This window comes from Asticcacaulis sp. EMRT-3 (assembly GCF_030027245.1).
In the GTDB taxonomy this organism is placed as follows: domain Bacteria; phylum Pseudomonadota; class Alphaproteobacteria; order Caulobacterales; family Caulobacteraceae; genus Asticcacaulis.
The window spans coordinates 516,340-538,646 of the sequence record NZ_JASERT010000001.1 but is presented as its reverse complement, the minus strand read 5'-3'; the positions used below and the strand labels follow the sequence as shown (position 1 = coordinate 538,646).

General features: G+C 58.9%; 21 protein-coding genes. 12 read left to right on the top strand and 9 right to left on the bottom strand.

Annotation, left to right across the window (positions count from 1 at the left end):
* Positions 1-8: 8 nt before the first annotated feature.
* From QB905_RS02610 to QB905_RS02600, 3 genes are all read left to right on the top strand, one after another.
* Positions 9-839, top strand: coding sequence for a uracil-DNA glycosylase (locus tag QB905_RS02610; protein ID WP_282973015.1), 831 nt, complete (start codon positions 9-11; stop codon positions 837-839).
* A 166-nt stretch (positions 840-1,005) separates the two neighbouring features.
* On the top strand, positions 1,006-3,030 hold the full coding sequence (locus QB905_RS02605; RefSeq protein ID WP_282973014.1) for a lytic transglycosylase domain-containing protein: 2,025 nt from the start codon (positions 1,006-1,008) through the stop codon (positions 3,028-3,030).
* 32 nt (positions 3,031-3,062) lie between these two features.
* The gene (locus QB905_RS02600; RefSeq protein ID WP_282973013.1) at positions 3,063-3,497 is read left to right on the top strand and encodes a hypothetical protein; all 435 of its coding nucleotides are present in this window, start codon (positions 3,063-3,065) and stop codon (positions 3,495-3,497) included.
* A gap of 34 nt (positions 3,498-3,531) precedes the next feature.
* Here QB905_RS02600 and QB905_RS02595 read toward each other — a convergent pair whose 3' ends face one another.
* Positions 3,532-4,209 (bottom strand): glycosyltransferase, encoded by a 678-nt coding sequence (locus QB905_RS02595; protein ID WP_282973012.1) that lies wholly within the window; start codon positions 4,207-4,209, stop codon positions 3,532-3,534.
* A 16-nt stretch (positions 4,210-4,225) separates the two neighbouring features.
* Positions 4,226-5,467: a class I SAM-dependent RNA methyltransferase gene (locus QB905_RS02590; protein WP_282973011.1), complete on the bottom strand. Its 1,242-nt coding sequence runs from the start codon at positions 5,465-5,467 to the stop codon at positions 4,226-4,228.
* Between the two features lie 158 nt (positions 5,468-5,625).
* Here QB905_RS02590 and QB905_RS02585 point away from each other — a divergent pair, with 158 nt between their 5' ends.
* Together QB905_RS02585 and QB905_RS02580 are read left to right on the top strand one after the other, a co-directional pair.
* Positions 5,626-6,222 carry a hypothetical protein gene (locus tag QB905_RS02585; protein ID WP_282973010.1) on the top strand — a complete coding sequence of 199 codons (597 nt, stop codon included), beginning with the start codon at positions 5,626-5,628 and terminating at the stop codon, positions 6,220-6,222.
* 236 nt (positions 6,223-6,458) lie between these two features.
* Positions 6,459-6,932, top strand: a complete 474-nt coding sequence (locus QB905_RS02580; protein ID WP_282973009.1) for a glycine zipper 2TM domain-containing protein — start codon at positions 6,459-6,461, stop codon at positions 6,930-6,932.
* 43 nt (positions 6,933-6,975) lie between these two features.
* On the opposite strand, the gene QB905_RS02575 is transcribed toward QB905_RS02580, so the two are convergent.
* The gene (locus QB905_RS02575) at positions 6,976-8,151 is read right to left on the bottom strand and encodes a glycosyltransferase (protein ID WP_282973008.1); all 1,176 of its coding nucleotides are present in this window, start codon (positions 8,149-8,151) and stop codon (positions 6,976-6,978) included.
* A 302-nt stretch (positions 8,152-8,453) separates the two neighbouring features.
* Between QB905_RS02575 and QB905_RS02570 the strand changes: the two genes are divergently transcribed.
* Both QB905_RS02570 and QB905_RS02565 read left to right on the top strand, forming a co-directional pair.
* Positions 8,454-9,623: a hypothetical protein gene (locus QB905_RS02570; RefSeq protein ID WP_282973007.1), complete on the top strand. Its 1,170-nt coding sequence runs from the start codon at positions 8,454-8,456 to the stop codon at positions 9,621-9,623.
* The gene (locus QB905_RS02565; RefSeq protein ID WP_282973006.1) at positions 9,620-10,852 is read left to right on the top strand and encodes a glycosyltransferase 87 family protein; all 1,233 of its coding nucleotides are present in this window, start codon (positions 9,620-9,622) and stop codon (positions 10,850-10,852) included. Before QB905_RS02570 ends, QB905_RS02565 begins: the two co-directional genes overlap by 4 nt.
* Here the strand turns inward: QB905_RS02565 and QB905_RS02560 are convergent.
* Entirely contained in the window at positions 10,813-11,781 is a 969-nt protein-coding gene (locus tag QB905_RS02560) for a 2-hydroxyacid dehydrogenase (protein ID WP_282973005.1), read from the bottom strand. The two genes, QB905_RS02565 and QB905_RS02560, sit on opposite strands and share 40 nt — an antisense overlap.
* A gap of 143 nt (positions 11,782-11,924) precedes the next feature.
* Between QB905_RS02560 and QB905_RS02555 the strand changes: the two genes are divergently transcribed.
* The 5 genes from QB905_RS02555 to QB905_RS02535 all read left to right on the top strand — a co-directional run bounded on the left by QB905_RS02555 (position 11,925) and on the right by QB905_RS02535 (position 15,468).
* Positions 11,925-12,341: a hypothetical protein gene (locus tag QB905_RS02555; protein WP_282973004.1), complete on the top strand. Its 417-nt coding sequence runs from the start codon at positions 11,925-11,927 to the stop codon at positions 12,339-12,341.
* Positions 12,342-12,385: 44 nt separating this feature from the next.
* A complete protein-coding gene (locus tag QB905_RS02550) occupies positions 12,386-13,033 on the top strand; it encodes a pseudouridine synthase (RefSeq protein ID WP_282973003.1) in 648 nt (215 codons plus the stop codon).
* 213 nt (positions 13,034-13,246) lie between these two features.
* Positions 13,247-14,281: a LacI family DNA-binding transcriptional regulator gene (locus QB905_RS02545; RefSeq protein ID WP_282973002.1), complete on the top strand. Its 1,035-nt coding sequence runs from the start codon at positions 13,247-13,249 to the stop codon at positions 14,279-14,281.
* A gap of 90 nt (positions 14,282-14,371) precedes the next feature.
* Entirely contained in the window at positions 14,372-14,914 is a 543-nt protein-coding gene (locus QB905_RS02540) for a glutathione peroxidase (RefSeq protein ID WP_282973001.1), read from the top strand.
* 8 nt (positions 14,915-14,922) lie between these two features.
* Positions 14,923-15,468: an NADPH-dependent FMN reductase gene (locus tag QB905_RS02535; protein ID WP_282973000.1), complete on the top strand. Its 546-nt coding sequence runs from the start codon at positions 14,923-14,925 to the stop codon at positions 15,466-15,468.
* 88 nt (positions 15,469-15,556) lie between these two features.
* Here the strand turns inward: QB905_RS02535 and QB905_RS02530 are convergent, their stop codons facing one another.
* From QB905_RS02530 to QB905_RS02510, 5 genes are all read right to left on the bottom strand, one after another.
* Positions 15,557-16,546 (bottom strand): LLM class flavin-dependent oxidoreductase, encoded by a 990-nt coding sequence (locus tag QB905_RS02530; protein ID WP_282972999.1) that lies wholly within the window; start codon positions 16,544-16,546, stop codon positions 15,557-15,559.
* A gap of 90 nt (positions 16,547-16,636) precedes the next feature.
* The gene (locus QB905_RS02525; RefSeq protein WP_282972998.1) at positions 16,637-18,421 is read right to left on the bottom strand and encodes an AAA family ATPase; all 1,785 of its coding nucleotides are present in this window, start codon (positions 18,419-18,421) and stop codon (positions 16,637-16,639) included.
* A gap of 129 nt (positions 18,422-18,550) precedes the next feature.
* Entirely contained in the window at positions 18,551-20,866 is a 2,316-nt protein-coding gene (gene clpA / locus QB905_RS02520; RefSeq protein ID WP_282972997.1) for an ATP-dependent Clp protease ATP-binding subunit ClpA, read from the bottom strand.
* 341 nt (positions 20,867-21,207) lie between these two features.
* On the bottom strand, positions 21,208-21,522 hold the full coding sequence (gene clpS / locus QB905_RS02515; protein WP_282975556.1) for an ATP-dependent Clp protease adapter ClpS: 315 nt from the start codon (positions 21,520-21,522) through the stop codon (positions 21,208-21,210).
* A gap of 282 nt (positions 21,523-21,804) precedes the next feature.
* Positions 21,805-22,242 carry a phasin family protein gene (locus tag QB905_RS02510; protein WP_282972996.1) on the bottom strand — a complete coding sequence of 146 codons (438 nt, stop codon included), beginning with the start codon at positions 22,240-22,242 and terminating at the stop codon, positions 21,805-21,807.
* Positions 22,243-22,307: the final 65 nt, after the last annotated feature.

Below are 22,307 nucleotides of genomic sequence, written 5' to 3'. Positions count from 1 at the left end.
CTCAAGCCATGCCGTTCAGCGATGACACCTATCAGGCACTCGAAAGCTATTTCGGCTTTCTTATCGATCATGAGCTGGACGAAGTCTATGAAACAGAGCCTCTTAATAGGACTCTGAGCGAAAATAAACCGCGTTTTCAAGCCAATGCCGCCACGTCCGCGCAAATTCACGTGACGCCTCAGGCCGCAACAGCCCCCGTCAATGCGCTGCGCCCACACAGCTTAGCCTATATCGATGTGGCGGCGCTGGCCCACGAGGCCCGCCAGCGCGCCAATGCCGCGCGCAGCCTTGATGAGCTTTATGCCGAACTCGACGCCTTCCAGCACATGCCGTTGCGCCATGAGGGCGGCAAATCGCTCGTGCGGTTTCGCGGGCTGGCCAGTCCTGACCTGCTGGTCATCGGCGAACCGCCCGATAGCGACGAGGACGACAGCGGGCAGGCCTTTGCCGGTAAGCCGGGCGAGATGATGGACAAGGCGCTGAAGGCGGCGGGCCTGCTGGAGCGCGCCATGCTGGCTCCTTGCGCCTTCTGGCGACCGGCGGGCGGACGCCCCCTGACGCCTGAGGACATCACGCTGGGCGCACCCTTCCTGCACGCCCTGATTCGGCTGGCCGCGCCAAAAGCGCTTTTGCTGCTGGGCGCCCCCGCCGTAGCCTGCGCGCTCAATCTCGACCAGAGCCTGTCCAAACTACGTGGTCGCCTTGTGCGCTATCATGAAGGCGGCCTCGACATACCGGCCATTGCCAGCTATCCGCCGCGCTTTTTGCTGAGCCAGCCTCAGGCCAAGGCGCTGTTGTGGCGCGACCTGTTGCAGCTCAAGGCACAGCTTGCCTTATAGCCACCTCACCAAGCCGTGATAGGTTCGACCCTTTTTGGCCATATTGTAAACTCATGCCTGATTATAAAGACACAATAGGTCATGGCTTGCCATGATCTCAATATCTGGCTAACCTCGTTCTTCCCGATTTGCGCCGACCGGCCCACCCTCTGACCAAGGCACCGTTTTGACGTCAAAGACCCGCGCTTTCACCCGATTTTCTGTTTTCAGCCTGGGCCTTGGTCTGGCCCTGATCATGGCCGTTCCCTGCCATGCCGCCAGCGCGCATAAGACTGCCACGCACAAGACTGCCGCACACAAGACTGCCGCGCATAAGACCACCGCGCACAGGGCCGCAGAACACGTCAAAACATCCAGAGCCGTTTCATCTAAATCCAGAAAAACCGAAACTGCCAGAAAAACCGAAACTGCCAGAGCGAAACCTGTCAGCACCTCAGCCTTCGCCGCCGATGGCATGGCCGCCCTGATCAAGGCGCTGTCCCTGGCGCCGAAAGGCTTCGCCAGCAACGCGCCGGCTATTGCTGATGCCGCCGCTGCGCCTGCCTCGGCTGTTGCGCCAATGGTGATGAACGCCACGCCCATACCCTACCGTCTGGTGGCGGGTCAGGGCGCGCCGATCACCGCCCAGCCGCTGCTCAGTCCGCTGTCACCGCAGGACGCCACGCTCTACCGCACCGCCTTTACCCTGATTGATCAGGGTGATTATACGGGGGCCGAGGCGCAACTGGCTCAGGTGACCGACAAACGTTTGATGGGCTATGCGGAATATCACAAGCTGTTCAGCGCGGGCTATACCTCCACCTATGACGAACTGATCGGCTGGCTCAATGCCTATGGCGATCAGCCGATGGCGATGCGCGTCTGGAACCTGGCCAAGCGCAAAAAGCCCGAGGGCGCGCCCGATCCGGCCTTCCCGTCGCTGATGGGGCAGCAGGCCACCGCAGCGGCAGGCAGCGATGCTGCCGTGGCCCTGTCGGGCAGCACGAAGCTGTCGCAGTCCACGCCTGCCGGTGATCCGGATGAAGGCGCACCCGAACTCGATTCGCCCCTGACGCCGAAATCGGCGCGCTCGGCCTATAATAATGGCGATCTCGAAGGTGCCGTGAAACTGGGCCGACAGATCGGCGATCACTGGGTGGCCGGCCTCGCCCTGTGGCGGCTGGCGCGCTATGACCAGGCGCTGAACGAATTCAAGTTCGTGGCCACCGATCCCAGCCGCAATGCCTGGAGCCAGTCAAGCGGGGCCTATTGGGCCGGACGCTGCGCCACCAAGCTCAATCAGGCCGACACCGCCAATGCCTGGTTCAAGATCGCCGCCAGCTTCCCTTTCACCTTCTATGGCCTGGTGGCCGAGGCGCGACTGGGCGTCACGCCTGCGGTCGAACTGGCGCAGAAGGGCCTGCCGCCGACCTTTAATATCGCCTCGCGCGACGCGCTGAAGGCCAGCCTGACCGATAATTTCAACTGGGTGCTGACCGATGCGCGCGCCCAGCGCCTCAATGCCCTGCTTCAGGTCGGCCGCACTTCGGATGCCCAGGACGAGTTGCAATCGGCCATCCAGCATTCAGGCGGGGCCGATGATCGCGAAAACTGGCTGGCCCTGGCCGCCAAAACCCACGTGCCCGTCAATGCGCTCACCACCTCGGACTGGCTGTTCAACACCGCCTCCTACCCCCTGCCCGATTTCAAGCCCAAGGGCGGTTATACGGTCGATAAGGCTCTGCTCTTTGCCTTTGCGCGCAAGGAAAGCCGCTTCGATCCGGGTGCACACAGCTATGCGGGGGCTTACGGTCTGCTGCAACTGATGCCGGGCACCGCCGCCCTGGTGGAGAACGATTCGAGCTTCAATTCGCGCCCCAAACAATTGTTGACCCCGGCGGTCAACCTGCGCGTCGGCCAGGACTATATTACCCGCCTTCAGGATTCGAACATTGTCGATGGCGACCTGTTGCGCACCATCGCCGCCTATAATGCCGGGCCGCGCCCGGTGAAGGACGCGCTCGATTCGCTGGGTAATAACCCCGATTCCCTGCTGGTAATGGAATCGATCCCCGTGGCCCAGACACGGCAATATGTCGAAGAAGTCGCCGCCAGCTACTGGATCTATCGCCAGATCATGGACAAGCCAACGCATAGCCTGCAACTGGCGGCCAATGACGCGCCGATTATTGATGTGTCAAAGGATCAGTAGAGGTAAATTTTCATCCAGCGCATGTGGAAAAGATGAATAAAAAAAACACACCTCTATCCATAACTCTTGCGATCACAGGGATAGGACTATTATTGATTGGAATATTTCTATTAAATATAGCAGCATCACCCTTGGGTGATTTTTATTTCTTAATTCCTATGGCACTAATATATGGCTCATTAAAAAGTATGAAATCTGTCGATCGAGCCCAGTTGCCCAAAATATCAAAAAGAAATATGTTAATGAGATATGCAGCCGCATATTTTCGCGTGGCAGCAGGACTCATGATTATTGGCGCTATAATGATATATTCAAGGAACAAGAATTTATCAATTTCGCAACTTTCGTTTGATTCTATATTCTTAATCGGAACTTCCGTTGCGTTCATCGCAGCGGTCGTTCTTACAATACTGAGTTCTCGCTTAAAGTCTGAGGGCTTGTCCGAAAAGCAAGTTGGACGGCTCTAAAAATCCGCGTCAATTGGGTTGAGGGAAACGACCTCTAACCCAGCGGCTTATGCACCGGCGGCCTGGGCGGCACGCCCAGCAGGTACAGCAGAAAGCGAAAGGCGCGGCCCAGCGTGCCGAAAGCCCAGCCACGGGCATGGAAACGCGCCGCGCTGGTGGTCAGTGCCGCTGCCATCGGTCGTAATCTCGCCCGCCCCAGCGCCATCGACAGGGCCACATCCTCGAACGCCACCTGATCCTTATAGCCGCCCGCACAGTCATAGAGGGCGCGTGACAGAAGCAGGCCGTGATCGCCGCTCGGCATGGCCAGCCAGCGCGCCCGCAGCGCCAGAATCTCACCCCAGAAGGCGGTCAGCCATGACGGATCATCGAATTTGAGATGGAAATAACCGGCCTGTAACGGATAGTTGCGGATATGGGCCTGCACCTGATCCATCCAGCCATCGCCGAGTTGTGAATCGGGATGCAGGATCAAAAGCCAGTCGCCGCGCGCCGCCCGGCAGCCCTGCCATAATTGCAGGCCGCGTTCGGCATCGCCATGAATAATGGTGCAGCCGGTCGAATCGGCGATTTCCAGCGTGGCGTCGTCGGAACCGCCATCGACCACCACCACCTCCTTGATCAGCCCCTCCACGACACCCGGCACGAGGGCCGACAGGCTGCGCGCCAGCGTGTCTTCGGCATTCAGGGTAGGCATGATGACGGAAATCACAGGAAAAGAGCCTTATCTAACGCGAGAAGACGGCGACCAGTTCGACATGGGCCGACCACAAGAACTGATCGATGGGCGTCACCCTGTCCAGCGAAAAACCGGCCTCGATCAGGATTTTCGCGTCCCTGACAAAGGTGATGGGGTTGCAGCTCACCGCCACGGCGCGACTGAGCGCGGAACGGGCAATTTCGCGGCTCTGCGCCTCGGCTCCGGCGCGCGGCGGATCGAACACCACCGCGTCCAGCCCCTTCATCTCCTCGGCCAGCAAGGGGCGGCGAAACAGGTCGCGCACCTCGGCAGTGATGGTTTTCAGGCCCGGCGCGCTGGCCATGCCGCTTTTCAGCGCCGCAATGGCGGGGGCCGAACCATCGGCAGCCCAGACATTCGCCTGTTCGGCCAGCGGGAAGGTAAAGGCCCCGGCGCCGCAAAACAGATCGGCCACGCGCCTGGCGCCCGCCACTGCCGCCCCCACCAGCCGCGCCATTTCGGCCTCGGCGGGCGCGCTGGCCTGCAAAAACGAGCCCATCGGCAGGCCGACTCGTGCCCGGCCAAAGGCGACGGCCGGGGTGCGCGCCTGATAGAGGATGTCGTCGCCCATCGTCACGCGGGCGAAATCGGCCTCACCGGCGATCATGGCGATCTGCATCCGTGCATCCGCCGACAAGCCGCCGCTCTTGCTGCGCTCGACGCCGGAAATATCGATGTCGAGTCCCGTCAGCGACGCTGTAACATGCAAGATGGGCGCGGATTTCGGATGTTCGAACAAAGGCAGGGCCAGTTCGCGTAAAACCGGCATGGCGCTGACGATCGACGGCACGGCGATGGTGCAGGTATCGATCGGCACCAGATTCCACGAGCGGCGCGCCTTGAAACCCAACTCAACCGCCTTGCCGCGCTTGCGGGCGTGCAGGCCCACGCGGCGGCGTGTGGCTACAGGCGTGGTCAGGATCGGCGTCACCTCGGCGTCGATACCGGCGCGGCGCAACTGGGTCACCACCGCTTCGCGCTTCCAGGCGCTATAGGCATCCATCTGCCAGTGCTGGAGGGCGCAGCCGCCGCAGGCGCTGAAATGCGAACAGGGCGGCGTGACGCGCTCAGGGCTGGCGCTCAAAACCGCCTCCAGTTCAAGCCTTTCCTTGCCGCGACTGACCCGGACGCGCTCGCCCGGCAGGCTGAGCGCCACGGCCTGACCGTCGGCACTCAGGCCGTCGCCCTGAAAGCCCATGCGCGTAATATCGAGATCGAAGCTGTTATCCATGTGCGCCCGCTTAAAGCATGGCGCATCAATCCGCAACCAAAGCCCGAAACGGCAGGAGGATTTACCCTTACGCCTTCCTTACAAAGCGGACTAAATTGCATATTTACAGTTTTCATCTTTTCCGCGACTATGGAACTATCATCTGAGGGGTCATCGTCATGCCGCGTTTCTCTCGCTGCTCATCATTGGCTATCCTGCTGTGCGCGGCCATGATACCGGCTACGGTTCTGGCTGGGGGTTACGATCAAGCCTATGATCATGACGGCTACAGCGATAATGGCTATGATCGGGGTTACGACCATGATGGCTATTCCGACCAAACCTCTGATCACCGCGATCCCCCCAATGCCTATGAACGCAGCCACGATGACGACGCCTATGCCTATGCAGGCGACAGTCAGGATGACAGCGGCGTGCCCTATGCCGGGCGCTATCTCGGCTATGATTATGTGAGCGACGAATATTACCGCTGGGACGGATCACCACCACAGGATCACCGCGACCGCGAGCAATCAGGCTACCGAGATGGCATTGTGCATACCCGCCCTGTGTCGCGTGCACGCTGGTATTATGATGGTTATGGCTGCGGTTGCCGATCCTATGGCTACGGCTATGGCTCTTACAACCGTGCCTATCGTCGGCTCGACGAACGCCAGCGCGACTATACGCCCACCAACAGCTATTCGCCGCGCGCCTATTACCATTCTCGGTCGATCAGCCGCAGCGATTTTGGCCGCAGCCGCTTCGACTGGTAACCCTTTTCTCCCCTCCTCCCCCGGAAGACTTCACCGCCCTCGCAAGGGGCGGTTTTTTTATCCGCGCCTTGCAACACGAGCGGCTATCGGCATCGTGAACAGAGGTCTGCGGACGTAAAATTATGATGAACGAAGATGAACGCAGCGCTCAAATGCCGTTCATGTTCGCCCGTCTATACTGGCTTCATGATCGGCTTCGGAGGTGCTTCGTGGCCGCACGAGAAGGAGACACAACCATGAAGATTCTGCACAAGACCTTGATCGCCTCCGCCCTGACCGCCGCCACCATTGCCGTGGCCCTGCCGGGCGTGGCGTCCGCCGATTGCTACCGCCGCAGCGAAAACGGCACTAACGGCGCTATTCTCGGCGCTGTCGCCGGAGCCGCCATCGGTAACGGCGTATCGGGCCGCCACAGCCGTGGCGCAGGCACCGCAGCTGGCGCCGTGCTGGGGGCCGTTGTTGGCTCGTCGATCGCGCGCGACAATACCGACTGCTATTATGACGGCTACCGCGATACCGGCTATTACGACAACGGTTATCGCGGCGGCTACGGCTACAGCCGCGTCTATGTCGAGCCCCGCCCCTATGTCCGCGAACGTGTCTATGTGGCGCCCGCCTATGGCTATTATGATCGCCGCGACGGTTATGACCGTTATGATCGCCGCGATTACCGTCACCATTACCATCATGAGCGTCATGATCGCTGGTAAGATGAAGGCCCCGGTTTGAGCCGGGGCCTTTCCTGTTGATCCCTTATTTGGCGGGCTTCTTGTCGCGCCACGATAACATGCGCGCGCCCCAGTAGTTCCACACCGAACTGAGCAGGGCAGCGCTGATCCCGGCCACCAGCCAGTGGATATGCAGGTGTTCCTTCATAAACAGTGAAAGCACCAGGCTGAGCACGGCACCGATCGAACAGGCGACGTAAAAGCCCAGCAGGGCGCGCAGGATGGCCCAACCCTTGAGCCGTTTGTCGCGGAAGGTCAGCCAGTTATTGATGAAAAAATTCCATGTCATCGACAGCCAGATGGCCATACTGTAGCTGATCGTGTCGTCATAGCGGTATTGATAACGATAGAGCGCCTGATGCTCGCCGCGCAACAGCAGATGAAAAGCAATCAGCACGACGGCATAGACGACAACACCGGTCACGCCGACGCCTGCGAACAGCACGAAACGCGCCGGCAAAAGCCCGCCCGTCGCCTTTTCGATCAGCAAAGCGCCCAGATCGGCCACCACGCGCAGATCGAGCTTCGATTGCCCGCCCTGACGTTCGCGCAAGGCCGCCTTGACCTCGCCGAAGCGTGGCTTTTTCGGTGCCGAGGCGGCTATGTCGAGCAATATCTTGAAACCAATGCCGGTCAGTTTGGGCCGCGCCGACTGGTAATAGTCGCGCGTCATCAAAAAACAGCCGCTCATCGGATCGGACAAGGGCACTTTCAGCACCAGACCGGTGGCGGCGGTGGCCACTTTCGAGCCAATGTCGCGCAGGCCCGACAGCCCCGTCTCGGTCTGGCCGAGATAGCGTGACACGCAGACCAGATCGGTATTTCCCGCCATGATCATGTCGGCCATCTGGCGGATGGCCCTGGGGTCGTGCTGGCCGTCGCCGTCCATCACACCGAGATAGCGGCCGTGGGCTATGTCCCAGCCCTTGATGGCCGCCGATGACAGGCCGCGCTCACCGACACGTACATGCAGGCGCACATTGGGACGCAGCTTCGCCACATCAAGCACTTCGCTGCCGGTATTATCCGAGGAATTATCGTCCACCACGATGATCTCATGGCGGATGCCGTCCAGCGCGTCACAAATCTCATTGATGACGGAGCGGATGGCCGTGCCTTCGTTCAGCGTGCAGATGACGAGGCTGAGATCGGGAATCATAGTGGATACGGCAGCGCCGGAATCGCGTTCGGTATCGGCCAAAAAATCAGACTCCCCAGACAAAATCGTCAACCCTGACTTGTCAAACCAGACAAATACAGTCTATCAAAAAACAACCAAACCCGTCAGACGGGCAAGCACGATATTACCCTCATCTCCGCTGCCCGCTTAAAAGACCAAACCGTGGCAAATCTGTGATCGATCCACCCGCGATAGCATCAGACCTGAAAGCGATAGTATCAGAACTGAAACAAGACGGTCAAAAAACAGTCTTCGCACACCGCTAAGCGCCAATGAACGGCAAGACAAACGCCGCTCATTATCTGCTTCACTTACAGAACACAATGTTAAAATTCGGATCCAGACCCAGCCCGCAACGCCCCGCCCTGCCCGTTTCCGCTGGCTGGCTGTTCGCCCTGCCGCCTGTTCTGGGCCTGATCGCCAAGCTGCACCATTCAAAACTGTGGTTCGGCGATTATCAGGCCGTGGCCTGCGCCGGTCAGAAGATGCTGGCAGGTGCGCCCATCTATGCGCGAAATTTAAGTTGTTCTGGGATGCACGCTTCGAGTTTTGTTTACCTGCCCGCCGTGGCGCGCCTCGCCGCTTTCCTCCAGAGCCTGTGCGGCGAGCATGGTTTTTTCGTTATCTACCTGTTGGTATATCTGATGGCGGCGGCGGCCCTGACCGTCATGCCCCTGCGTCTCTCCCCCCTGCCCGGAACGCGCGGTCAGTTGCCGTTTCTGAGCTTTCTCAGCGGCAGCGCCTTCATGTGGGGCAATATCGCCGTCATCCTGCACGGCGCGGTTCTGCTGGCCGCCTTGAGCCTGGAAAGCCTGCCCTGGTTGTTCGTGGCCGCGGTAGTCATCGCCGCCTGGGTCAAGCCGGTTTTCCTGACCTATCTGGCGGTCATCCTGCTGGCTCAACTGACATGGCGCAGGCGGCTGATCATGATCGCCGTCGCCATAGTGTGCGGGTTGGCGCCCATGCTGATCTTCAGCCTGTCGGGCGGCGAACTGGCCCGGCAGTGGTACACTCTGTTGTCGCACTTCGTTTATGACCAGACCCCCGGTGCGGGCTGGTTCGGCTGGTTCCAGATGGCGGGGCTGTCGCCTTCATCCATGACCGCCAAGGCGGGCTATCTTATCTATGCCGCACTTCTGTCGGCGGGTGGGCTGGCCCTGGCCGAAGCGCTGAAACTGACGCGCCATGAGCGCCTGTGGTTCGGTTTCAGCCTGGCCGTCCTGCTGATTCCGCGCCTGATGAGCCAGGATATGTTCCTGCTCGGCCCCGGTCTGATCATCATTGCCGGGCGGGCCGCCTCGGCAGGCCTGACCCCGCGCGGCCCGGCTATCATCCTTGGCCTGTGCGTCCTGTGCCTGATCGGCGGCCTGACAACGGTGGCCGGCATCACCACGCCTCTGGCTGTTCTGGGTTTTGCGCTTTACCTGCTGTGGGCGTCGGCGCGTCTGGCCCTGCGCACTTTCAAACCGGTATCCGATGGACTGGCGGCATGATCAAAAGCGACGCCGTTGCCTTTATCGAAGGCCACAGCCTGCGCCCGTGGGGGCGCGTCGTCTTTTACCTGTTGTGTCTGTTTCCGGCGCTCGGCAATCTGGTCAGCCGGATCATCAAACACGGCTGGTGGCTCAATGATTTCGACGCCCTGATCTGCGGTGCCGACCATGTGCGGCGGGGTTTAAGCCCCTACGACCTGCACCCGGTCTGCACAGCCTTACGCCCCGCCGTCTATGTCTATGCGCCGCAGGTGGCGAAGCTGTTCGCGCCTCTGGCGGGCATCGGCCTGATACAATCGCGCTGGCTCTGGCTGATCGCCCTGTTGCCCGCCCTGGCCTTTCTGCTGTGGTATGCCCTGATCATGCCGCTGGCGGGAAGCCCTTGGCGGCTGCGCCTGATGAGTTTTTCGGCTATGGCGGGCAGCGCGCTGGTCTGCGGCAATATCGGCTTCATTCTGCACGCCATGATCATTGCCGCCGCTCTCAATCTGAAGCGCGCGCGCTGGCCCTTTGTGGCCGCCGTCATTCTGGCCGCGCTCGTCAAGCCGGTCATGCTGACCTATCTGATCGTGCTGGCTCTGGATAACCGGCCCTGGCGCGCCCGCATCTTCGCCACGTTTGGCGCATCCACTCTCGGCCTTGCCGCCGTCGCCGCCGAGATGCTGACCGCCGGTTCGCTGAGCGCCAACTGGCATCAGACTCTGGGTACTGTGGTGATGGCGCAGCAACCGGGCATTGGTTATTTCGCCTGGGCTTCGTGGCTCGGTCTGTCGCCCTATGGCTGGCTTACTCTGACGGGACTGGCCCTCTATATGGCGGTGATCTGTCTGGCCGGGCTGTGTCTGGCCGAGAGCCGAAGCCATGATCATCTTGGCCGGATCATCATCGGACTGGGCGTGGCGCAATTGCTCAATCCGCGCCTGATGGATTACGACATGCTGGCGCTGGCCCCCTTCATGGCGCTGGTGGTGATGATGGCCAAGCCGCTGGGCGAACGCTTTTTCACGGCGGTAAGCTGGGCCTTTGCAGGCGTGCTGATCTTCGCCCTGGCGCTCAATATCTTCGAGGTTCCAGGCCTGCCCCGTGCCCCGGTCTGCGTGCTGGCCTATGCCGCCATCACAGTCTGCGTCGCTGCGCGTCTGGCCGCACGCTCAGCCTGGCTGGCACCGTCAGTCCGCCAGCGATCCGATCAGGCGCTACGGTCACGCACCGGCTTACCTGCGAAATAGAGCGCGATGTTTTCGGCGGCGCGCATCCCCATGGCTTCGCGCGTCTCGACCGTGGCACTGCCGAGATGCGGCAGCAGGACGGCGTTTTCCAGCTTAAGCAGCGCCGGATGCACGTCCGGCTCGTGCTCATAAACATCAAGCCCCGCCGCCCGGATGCGCCCCTCAGTCAGCGCCCGCGCCAGGGCCGCCTCGTCCACCACCGGCCCGCGCGCCGTATTGATCAGTATGGCCGAGGCCCTCATATGCACCAGACGCGCCGCATCGATCATGTGGTGTGTGTCCGCCCCGCCCGGCACATGCAGCGACACCACATCGGCCTCGGCCAGCAAAGCATCGAGATCGGCGACGAAGCGCGCCCCCAATGCGGCCTCAGTCTCCGGCGCGGCGCGGTGGCGGCCATAATAGATAATCTCCATCCCCAGGGCATCGCGGGCCTTGCGCGCCGTTGCCTGAGCGATGCGGCCAAAGCCGACCAGCCCCAAAGTTTTGCCTTGCAGGGATTGCCCCAACAGCGCCTTGGCACCCCAGCCCTTCCACTGACCGGCACGTAACTGGCGTTCGGCCTCGCCCGCCCGGCGCGACGCCATCAGCATCAGCATCAAAGCGATGTCGGCCGTGGCCTCGGTCAGGACATCCGGCGTATTGGTGACGATAATCCCGGCCCTGGTGGCGGCTTCGGTATCGATATGTTCATAACCGACGCCAAAATTGGCCACCAGACGGGCGCGCAACTCAGGCGCGGCGAACACCTCAGCGGTCAGCTTGTCATTCACCGCCGCGCCCAGAGCGTCATAATCGCGCATAGCCTGAATCAGACCCGCCGCATCGAGCCCTGCGCCCTGATGGACGGTGACATCGAAACGCGCCTGTAACCAGCTTTGCGCGCCTTCTGGCCACGGACGGGTGAGCAACAGTTTCGGCTGGGACATGGAACCTCCGGTTTACAGGCTTTTTTGGCCCATGCGACACCAAACACCAAGCAAAACATGACGGGCTCGTTAAGGTTTTGCACGCAAAACCGTCATCCAACCGCCTTAAGCGCGGACTTATCCACAGACGGCCGGATCGGGATTTGGGGATTGGTCATGGTGATAAGCCGCAGACACGCTTTGATGGCACAGGCCCCACCGATTACGGCATGGGCAATGGCCGGGTTTTGATGCGCATCCCCGAACCGCTGCCCGAAACCGTGACGCTTAGGCGGCCCATCGCCGCCGAGTTCGGTGTCACCGCCGTCTCCAGCCCGACGCGCTGGCTCGATGCCTGGCTGCCCGACCTGCATCTGGCAGAATTGCTGACCGAGCGAAACGCCGAAGTCGTGGCCGCCGACGATGCCTATAATGGTTTCCTGCGCCTCACCCTGACGCCCGATATGGCGCTTGGCGAATGGATGTCGGTCGATACGCTGATGTCGCGGCAATTCATCTGCTTTTCGCAAGACCGCTTCGAAGTGCGCGCCCAAAATGGCGTGGCCGAACGGGTGGCCTGAAAAAGCCGTTTGCGAAAAAGCGCAGGCTCGGCTAGGCGGGGATCATGCCGCCCAAAAGCCCGCCAGACAGCCCGCCCGAAATCCTCTATGCCGACGACCACATGCTGGTGGCCGTCAAACCGGCGGACTTGCTCAGCGTGCCCGGTCGCGCCGACAGCAACAAGGACTGCCTGATCACCCGCCTGCAAGTGCTTTACCCGGACGCCCTGACCGTCCACCGGCTCGATATGGCTACCTCCGGCCTGATGGTGTTCGGACGCGGTACAGCGGCGCAAAAGGCCTTGTCGGTCGCCTTTTCCGAACGGCGCATCGCCAAGACCTATATCGCCGTGGTGGCGGGTCATGTGACGGCAGACAATGGCGAAATCGACCTGCCGCTGATCTGCGACTGGCCCAATCGCCCGCTGCAAAAGGTCGATCATGAGGTCGGCAAGGCGGCGCTTACCCGTTACAGCGTCATCGAACGCGCCCCAGCCTCCACCCGCCTCAGCTTAGAGCCCGTCACCGGTCGTTCGCACCAGTTGCGCGTCCATATGGCGGCGCTGGGCCACCCGATCCTCGGCGATGTCTTTTATGCGCCGCCGCCGATTCAAAGCTTAAGCCCGCGCCTGCTGCTGCACGCCCACAGCCTGACCGTGCCGCATCCGGTCAGCGGAGAGGCCCTGCGCTTTGAGGCGGCGGCAGCGTTTTAACAATGGACATGGGTGCGCTCCCATAAAATCGTCTGTCATCCCATCGCTTTCTGTTATTCAACAAGCCCTTGAAACCGCAAAATATTATCATGTCCCTGTCAGGCGGCTTGTCGCATTTGCGCCACATGGTCTGGCTTGACCTGTGCGCCGACTGGCCTAGGGTGCGTGGATAAGGCGACAGCGCCACATAAAACGCCACAGGTCAGAAACGCCATGCCCACGCGCGCCCCCACCATCTATGATGTTGCCGCCCTGTCCGGCGTAGGCCGCACCACGGTGTCGCGCGTTCTGAATGGCGAGGCCCATGTCGCCGAAGCGACGCGCGACCGGGTGCTGGCGGCGGTGCGCAAGCTGCGTTACCGGGTCAATGCCCAGGCGCGGATGCTGGCGGGCGGACGCAGCCACGCCCTGATGGTCATCTATCCGGTCAATGACGAGGTCGGCCCCCATACCTGGTACAATCTGCTGATCGAAAGCGGCGCCTTGCGCGCCTGTGGCAAGGCGGGCCTGCAATTGCTGATGCAGCAGGTTTTTCCGCACTCGCTGCAAAAGCACCAGCGCGTCATGGATCTGATCGACAGCCATGCCTGCGACGGCCTGATTCTGGCTCCGCCCTTTTCCGATGACGCCGAGCTGATCGCCATGATCCGGGCGCGCCACATGCCGGTGGCCTGCATCGCCGCCGGCCCGCAGACGCGCGACCTGGCCCCCGGCATCGGCATTGATGATGAGGCGGCAGGCTATGACCTGACGCGCTATCTGCTCGACCTCGGCCACCGTCGCTTCGCCTTTATCGATGGCCTGCGCGACCATATCTCGGCCAGCCTGCGCTATGCGGGTTTTTGCCGTGCCCTGACCTCGCAGGGCCTCGATCCTGCCAGCGCTGCCACGGCGCGCGGCAACCTGACCTTCCACGGCGGCTATGAACGGCTCGATGCGCTGATGACCGCCCGCCCCACCGCCATCATCTGCGCCAATGACGACATGGCCGCAGGCGCGCTGTACCGCGCGCACCAGCTCGGCCTGAGCGTGCCGCGCGACCTGACGATCGCCGGTTTCGACGATGCGCCCTTTTCGCAGATCGTCTGGCCGCCGCTTACCACCATCTCGCAACCGGTTTTTGATATGGCGCAGCGCGCCGTCGATATTGTTCTGCAAGCCATCGCCTCGCCCCATCTGACCGGAGCTTATGAGCTGATGCCGCACCGTGTCGTCATCCGCGATTCCGCCGTAGCGCCCGCCGCCTGAATGAAAGAAGGCCGTTCACGCAGTCGGGAAGCGACAAACGCCCTTTCCATTGCCATACTCGCCATCGCCCCATCAGACAAAGGAGCCGCCATGCCCGATCTTTCCGACATTGCCCTGAAACGCATCGACGGCACAGCCACCAGCCTCGGCGATTATCGCGACAAGGTGTTGCTGGTCGTCAATGTTGCGTCGAAATGCGGCCTGACCCCGCAATATGAGGGGCTGGAAGCCTTTTACCGCGCCCACAAGGATCAGGGTTTCGAGATACTGGCCTTTCCGGCCAATAATTTCCTCGGTCAGGAACCGGGCAGCGATGCCGAGATCGCCGATTTCTGCACCACCAGCTTCGATGTCACCTTTCCACTGTTTGCCAAGATCAGTGTGGTCGGCGCGGATAAACACCCGCTTTATGAACAGCTTACCCGCGCCCAACCCACCGCCGTCAGCGCCGGGCCGATGCGCGAACGGCTGGAAAAATTCGGCATTCCGGTCAGTCCGCCGGGCGAGGTTTTGTGGAATTTCGAAAAATTCCTGATCAGCCGCGATGGCCGCATCGTCGAGCGTTTCGCGCCCGATGTCGCCGCTGATGATCCGCGCCTGATCGCCGCCATTGACGCCGAACTCGCAGCCTGAGGAATATCATGTACAAGATCGCCCTGCTGATCGGCAGCCTGCGCCGCGAGTCGATCAACCGCCAATATGCGCAAGCCCTTGAAAAACTGGGCGCTGATCGCTTCAGCTTTGATCATGTCGATATGAATCTGCCGCTCTATAATGACGATCTGTGGGCCGCGCCACCGAAAGCCGTCACGCGGATGAAAGATCAGGTGGCCGCCGCCGATGCGGTCCTGATCGTCTCGCCAGAATATAACCGCTCCATGCCGGCCGTCACCAAGAACGCGCTCGACTGGGGCTCGCGGCCCTTCGGCCATAATGTCTGGAAGGGCAAGCCTGTAGCCGTCACCGGCGCTTCGCCCGGTGCGCAGGGCACGGCGGTCATGCAGTCGCAACTGCGCTCCACCCTCGTCATCCTGGGCATGGCCGTGCTGGGTGAACCGGAGGTTTACATGACTTTCAAGCCCGATTTCCTCAGCGAAGACGGCACCATCGCCAACGAAGGCACGGCCAGATTCCTGTCTGGCTTTCTTGACAATTTCGTCGCCTGGATCGAACGCACGAAAGTCTAGAGCGCTTTTTTTATTCCCAACTACAGCGCGCTTGTTCACGATAGAAGATGTCATACGGAGCCAGATACGGCTTCCATGCCATGACGCTCTAAATCCGGTCGCGGATCCCGGCGAACAAACGCACGGATTTCAGCCGCGCCTCGATGTCGTGGATCGGCATGGAAACGATCAGTTCGTCGGCCTGGGTCTGGGTGAGGAAGCTGGTCAGCCGCTTTTCGATGGTTTCAGGCGATCCGACCATCGCATAGCGCAGCATGTGGTCGATCATGGCCTGTTCGTCGGGCGTCAGCCCAGCCACCGCGTCATAGCTCGGCTTCGGGAAGGGCACGCGCACATTGCGGCGCAGATTGGCGAAGGATTGCTGCATCGAGGTGTAGAGCAGCTCGGCCTCGGCATCGCTGTCGGCGGCCACCCCCATCACCCCCACCATCGTATGCGGCTTTTTCAGCACCGCCGAGGGCCGAAAGGTCGAGCGGTAGATGTGCAGGGCTTCAAACAAAAGCTCCGGCGCGAAGTGCGAGGCGAAGGCATAGGGAAGGCCCAGTTGCGCCGCCAGTTGCGCGCTATACAGGCTGGAACCGAGCAACCAGACCGGCACATGGCTGTTCATACCCGGCACGGCGAGCAGGCGCTGGCCGTCTTCGGGTGCGCCCAAAAGCTTATGCAGTTCAACAATATCGTGCGGGAAGCTATCGACGGCGGCTTCCATATTGCGCCTGAGCGCCCGCGCCGTGCCCATATCGGTGCCGGGGGCGCGGCCAATGCCGAGATCGACGCGACCGGGGAACATCGCTTCGAGCGTGCCGAACTGTTCGGCGATGACCAGCGGCGAATGATTGGGCAGCATGATGCCGCCAGAGCCGACTCGAATGGTTTGGGTAGCCGCGCCAACATGGGCGATGACGATGGCGGTGGCCGCGGACGCTATGCCCGGCATACCGTGATGTTCCGCCAGCCAGTAGCGGTGATAGCCCGCCTCTTCCGCCATTTGCGCCATCAGAGCCGAATTGGCCAGCGCCTCAGACGCGCTGCCGCCCTCGCCGATCTGCGACAGGTCGAGAATGGAAAAGGGGATCATGCGGCGCTCCTTGTGCTGGAGCCTATGTAGGTGCTTGGGTCATGATTGCGAGGGGGAATATTCAAATGATAATTTCAATCTAAAGTGCAATTAAATTGGCCCAGCTCTCTTTAATAGATCATCAAGTGCATCCAATTTTTCAGAGACTTCCTTATCCAAAATATCTCCGTAAAGCGGCACCAGCGTATGAAGATCACTTTTTCGAAGTAACATTGGATTTCCTACACGAATAGAAAACTGTCGAAAGAACTCTTCTGCAAAAGAACTCATTTTTTTATTTTTTGTCGCTGTTGTCCAAATTAATTTAGAAGCAGCCCCTTCTGCTCCTTTCCATATAGCGAAGTCATCTTCTCGACCGTTAAAAACCTCAGACAAAATCAAGCTGTCCATTACCTCATTAGCTTCACTTGAAAATGAACCAAATAAGGGTGTGTCCGAATTTTCCTTCGTCACATAATCTAATAACAACTGCGGCGTAATGAAGTAATTTTCTGCCTCGTAACGGTCCCAATATCTTATCTTCAAAGCTCCCGCATCCAAATTTGTACGGTTTTTGCCATCATTATCCAGGACTGCCAACCCATGAAGCTTAGGCAATATTGAGCTTAAACGACCAAAGTGATCAACAGGTTTGAGCCCATACCCTCCCTCAACACGTTCCAATTCAGTATCTTCTGTTGCATCCGGATAATTATTTTGAACGTAATAAAGATTAACTCTGTCATCCCAAACATCTAATACTGGATGATTTATTTTTTCTGCAAAAGCTCTAAGCATGTCATAATCAGTTGATCCCTCTAAATATAAAACATACCCCCTCTCTTTTGCTTTTATATAATTGGCCGCGCCATAATGCTTTAAGCTATGCTTAATGTCATTTTTACTAGCTAAATTGTCAGATATACCATCAATTATTAGTGTTAAATTTTCATCTAAAGCCTCCTCTAGAACGACTTCCGAGTGAGTGACCAAAACTACTTGCCCTAACGCATCTTGAGCTATATTTCTCAATAAAACAAATACTTGCCTCTGCCTAAGAATTTCAAGGTGAGCATCTGGCTCATCAATTAACATTACCCCTCTAGGATGAGAATATATATAAGCAAGCAAAAGTAGCATTTGAAGCATCCCTCTACCAGCTAAAGAAATATCAAAGGGTTCTTTTGCTCCCTCTTGCTTGTAGGTCAGTTGAATGCCGCCACGCGATGTGGCTTCTGGAATTCCCAAAATTATACTGAATAGCCTTTTCATAAGATTTTGAATTTTGATCCAATTTTTGGCGTCACCATTATGAACAGACCAGCAAAGGTTCCTCAACACCTCCGCAGTTCTCCCTTGGCCGAGCAGCACATCAATACGTCCAGGCTGCAACATAGGCTCTTCAGGCTCAATTCCAGACATGGGATAGAGCAGGGCAACATCTATAGAAGATGCATAAGCAATAAGCTCATCATCAGTTTTAACATCACCTATCGGATCGCAATATATAAGTTCGTCCCCTTGATTTCTAAAACTTATACCGAGTGGACGGCACTGTCCCTTTAACCACACTCCGACAGTTATCTCCATGTTGATGTCTTTGTTGCCCGTTCGCACTTTCGCATCATGCCAAAAAAGTCGCGTCCTAGGAACGGGCACCCCAGTTATTGCAAGCCTATTTATTGGTGCAGATGTTCTTTCTTTTGCCTTTGATGTTCTTCTAAGTTCATACCAAGTTTTTATGGCCAAAGACCACAACGCGAGTGCTTGCACGACACTGGTTTTTCCAGAATTGTTCGGGCCGATCAGAACCGTGGGATGTGCAAATTCTATACGCTGTGAGGTCGAGAATTTTTTAAAATTCTTTATTTCTATGTATTCGAATATCGAAGCCACGATTTTATTTTCCCATTCAATAACTGAATTATACCGTACATAAAGCTATTCGAATTGCGAATGCAACAATCCCGACCTTGGATTTCAAGATCGGGATTGTGTAGATTTCAATAACTTAGTGCGTGTGGCTTAATCCACCGCTTCGGCTTTCGCGCCTGACTTGTCGGCGCCGCCCTTTTGCGAAGGCGTGATGTCGAAGGTGATCTTGCCATCGGTCAGCTTGACGAGGATATGACCACCCTTGACCAGCTTGCCGAAGAGGATTTCGTCGGCCAGCGGCTTCTTGATGTTTTCCTGGATGACGCGGGCCAGCGGGCGCGCCCCATACAGTTCGTCATAGCCATTTTCCGCCAGCCACTTGGCCGCATCGTCGGTCAGTTCGATCGAGATGTGGCGGTCGGCCAGTTGCATTTCCAGTTGCAGGATGAACTTCTGGACGACCTGGCTGATCACTTCAGGCTTCAGTTGCTTGAAGGTGACGATGGCATCGAGGCGGTTGCGGAATTCCGGGGTGAACAGACGCTTGATGGCCTGTTCGTCCTCGCCCGTCACCTTTTCGCGGCCAAAACCAATCGAGTTCTTCTGGTTGTCCGAAGCCCCGGCATTGGTGGTCATGATCAGCACGACATTGCGGAAATCGACCTTCTTGCCCACCGCATCCGTCAACTGGCCATGATCCATGACCTGCAAAAGGATGTTGTAGATGTCCTGGTGCGCCTTCTCGATTTCATCGAGCAGCACAACCGCGTGCGGTTGCTGATCGACGGCATCGGTGAGCAGACCACCCTGATCATGGCCGACATAGCCCGGAGGCGCGCCGATCAGACGCGACACCGTATGGCGCTCCATATATTCCGACATGTCGAAACGCAGCAGTTCGATACCCAGCGTCGCCGCCAGTTGCTTGGCCACCTCGGTTTTGCCGACACCCGTGGGGCCGGAGAACAGGTAGCAGCCAATCGGCTTTTGCGGATCGCGCAGGCCCGCCCGCGACAACTTGATGGCGGTCGAGAGCTGGTCGATGGCCTCGTCTTGCCCATATACCACGCGCTGCAAATCGGTCTTGAGATCGCGCAGGGTCTGGGTATCGTCGCGCGACACCGATTTCGACGGCACACGGGCGATCTTGGAGATCACATACTCGATTTCCTTCGGCCCGATCACCTTGCGGCGCTTCGATTCGGGCAGCACCATCTGCAAGGCCCCCGCTTCGTCGATCACGTCGATCGCCTTGTCGGGCAGCTTGCGGTCGGTGATATAGCGCGCCGACAGCTCCACCGCCGTCTTGATGGCGGCGTCGGTATATTTCAGATGGTGGAAGGTCTCGTAATAGGGCTTGAGGCCTTTCAGAATCTTGATCGTGTCGTCGAGCGTCGGCTCGTTGACGTCGATCTTCTGGAAGCGGCGGACAAGCGCCCGATCCTTCTCGAAGTGCTGGCGATATTCCTTATAGGTGGTCGAACCCATGCAGCGCAGCGAACCGGCAGCCAAAGCGGGCTTGAGCAGGTTGGAAGCATCCATCGCGCCGCCAGAGGTCGCGCCCGCGCCGATCACCGTATGGATTTCGTCGATGAACAGGACGGCATTGGGATGCGCCTCCAGTTCCTTGACCACCTGCTTGACGCGCTCCTCGAAATCGCCGCGATAGCGGGTGCCGGCCAGCAGCGTACCCATATCGAGTGAATAGATGGTGGCCCCGGCCAGAACTTCCGGCACATCGCCATCAACGATCTTCTTGGCCAGACCTTCGGCGATGGCCGTCTTGCCGACGCCCGGATCGCCGACCAGCAGCGGATTATTCTTGGTGCGGCGGCACAGGATCTGGATACAGCGTTCCACCTCAGCCGAACGCCCGATCAGCGGATCGACCTTGCCGTGGCGTGACTTTTCGTTGAGATCGACGCAATAGGCGGCCAGCGCATCGGTAGAACCGCTCTTGGCCTTGTCGTCGCTCTGTGCGCCGTCCTCATTGCCGCCGCGCACGACGCGCGGTTCCGAAGCACCCGGCTTCTTGGCAATGCCGTGGGCGATATAGTTGACTGCGTCGTAGCGCGTCATCTCCTGCTCCTGCAAGAAGAAGGCGGCGTGCGATTCGCGCTCGGAGAAGATGGCCACCAGCACATTGGCACCGGTCACCTCGTCGCGCCCGGACGACTGGACATGGATGACGGCGCGCTGGATCACGCGCTGGAAACCCGCCGTGGGCTTGGCCTCCTCCGAACTGGGCTCGACCAGGGATTTCAGGTCGGTTTCGATATAGGCGTCAAGCGCGGTGCGCAGCTTGGCCAGATCGACATTGCAGGCGCTCATGACGGCGGCGGCATCGACATCGTCGATCAGCGCCAGCAGCAGGTGCTCAAGCGTCGCATATTCGTGGTGGTGCCCATTGGCGTGCCCGACGGCGCGGTGCAGGGTTTCCTCTAAAGCGCTGGAAAATGACGGCATGACGACCTCCTGAAACCTGAAAACTCAAAACGCTTTTGGGGAAAAGCGGCACTCTTGAAAATCTTGCGACCAAACCTCTAAATTTAAGGTTTAGACGAATTTACCATACTGACCTGAACGCGATCTGAACCGCGCACCGGGCCTGGTCGTCTGCTTTTTGTCCGCGCCCTCCTATTCCTTCTCCATCTTACATTGCAGCGGATGCTGATGACGCCATTCTTGCCTAAAGCCAGTCTTGCCTTAAGATCGTCGTCATCAGACCAACTATTCCTTCTCCATCGTACATTGCAGCGGATGCTGATGCCGACATTCTTGCCTTAAGATCGTCGTCATCAGACCAACTATTCCTTCTCCATCGTACATTGCAGCGGATGCTGATGACGCCGGGCCATATCGACCACATGCGCCACCTTCGTTTCCGCCACCTCATACGTATATACGCCGCATACCCCCACACCGGTTTGGTGGACATGCAGCATAATCAGCGTGGCCTCTTCGCGCGATTTGTTGAAAAAGCGCTCCAGCACATAAACGACGAATTCCATCGGCGTGTAGTCGTCATTGAGAATCAGTACGCGATAAAGCGATGGTTTCTGCGGCTTGGGCTTGGTATCCACCACCACCAGCGGCGCACCAGCCGGGCGCGTGCCCGTCAGGCCCTTTTCCGCTGCCGTAATGGCGCGCTTGTATCCGTCCTTACGCAAAATCAACCTCTTTAATCGCTTCCGGTTTGGGCTGGCCTTACCGCCCTGCCGCCGTCCTACATAGATATGTCGGAGTCGGTAAAAGACAAGATAGTCCAAACCGCTTCCCTGTTAAGAGGTTAAATGCAGTTTGTCGTTCACACCCGATCACAGATTCTTTTCCGGTGTAATAAAGCACACGAAAAAGCCCCGCGCGTTACCGCACGGGGCTTCAAAACTGGTCAGCTATAAAGCTTAACGGTAGCTTTGGAACTTCTCGACGGCCGCGGTCATGCGGGCATTGATCGGCTTGAAGGTGTCTTTGAACGAGGCCGACAGGGTCTGGCTGATCGCATTCATTTCGGCCACATAGGCTTCCATCGAAGACTTGGCGAATTTCGATTGCAGCTCGATGACTTCCTGAGCGCTCTTGGCACCGGACAAGGTCTTGGCGGCGGCCACGGCGTCGTCCCAGCTCTTCTTCGAATAGGCCAGGGCCTGAGCCCCGACGGTTTCCGCGCCCTTGGTGGCGGCGGTCATGCTTTCGACGACAGCTTCGACATTGCTTTTTGACAGGGCGCTGGCTTCATTGAGCGCGCCGAGGGTCTTTTCAACCGAGTCCTTGAAGGCCTGGTTGCCGGCGACCGACATTTTTTCGACAGTCGACTTGATGGTTTCAGCAGCTTCTACCATGAGAGAACTCCTATAAGGGATTAAGTTGGGACTGACCCGAGTTGAGACGCCGTTTTAAGCGCCGG

Excerpts from the sequence above, each read along its gene's own strand:
- QB905_RS02510 (WP_282972996.1), bottom strand. The coding sequence starts at position 22,242 with ATGGTAGAAGCTGCTGAAACCATCAAGTCGACTGTCGAAAAAATGTCG.
- QB905_RS02590 (WP_282973011.1), bottom strand. The coding sequence starts at position 5,467 with ATGGATAACAGCTTCGATCTCGATATTACGCGCATGGGCTTTCAGGGC.
- QB905_RS02560 (WP_282973005.1), bottom strand. The coding sequence starts at position 11,781 with ATGTCCCAGCCGAAACTGTTGCTCACCCGTCCGTGGCCAGAAGGCGCG.
- QB905_RS02570 (WP_282973007.1), top strand. The coding sequence starts at position 8,454 with ATGTTAAAATTCGGATCCAGACCCAGCCCGCAACGCCCCGCCCTGCCC.
- QB905_RS02600 (WP_282973013.1), top strand. The coding sequence starts at position 3,063 with ATGAATAAAAAAAACACACCTCTATCCATAACTCTTGCGATCACAGGG.
- QB905_RS02540 (WP_282973001.1), top strand. The coding sequence starts at position 14,372 with ATGCCCGATCTTTCCGACATTGCCCTGAAACGCATCGACGGCACAGCC.
- QB905_RS02585 (WP_282973010.1), top strand. The coding sequence starts at position 5,626 with ATGCCGCGTTTCTCTCGCTGCTCATCATTGGCTATCCTGCTGTGCGCG.
- QB905_RS02535 (WP_282973000.1), top strand. The coding sequence starts at position 14,923 with ATGTACAAGATCGCCCTGCTGATCGGCAGCCTGCGCCGCGAGTCGATC.
- QB905_RS02580 (WP_282973009.1), top strand. The coding sequence starts at position 6,459 with ATGAAGATTCTGCACAAGACCTTGATCGCCTCCGCCCTGACCGCCGCC.
- QB905_RS02545 (WP_282973002.1), top strand. The coding sequence starts at position 13,247 with ATGCCCACGCGCGCCCCCACCATCTATGATGTTGCCGCCCTGTCCGGC.
- clpA (WP_282972997.1), bottom strand. The coding sequence starts at position 20,866 with ATGCCGTCATTTTCCAGCGCTTTAGAGGAAACCCTGCACCGCGCCGTC.
- QB905_RS02610 (WP_282973015.1), top strand. The coding sequence starts at position 9 with ATGCCGTTCAGCGATGACACCTATCAGGCACTCGAAAGCTATTTCGGC.
- QB905_RS02530 (WP_282972999.1), bottom strand. The coding sequence starts at position 16,546 with ATGATCCCCTTTTCCATTCTCGACCTGTCGCAGATCGGCGAGGGCGGC.
- QB905_RS02565 (WP_282973006.1), top strand. The coding sequence starts at position 9,620 with ATGATCAAAAGCGACGCCGTTGCCTTTATCGAAGGCCACAGCCTGCGC.
- QB905_RS02550 (WP_282973003.1), top strand. The coding sequence starts at position 12,386 with ATGCCGCCCAAAAGCCCGCCAGACAGCCCGCCCGAAATCCTCTATGCC.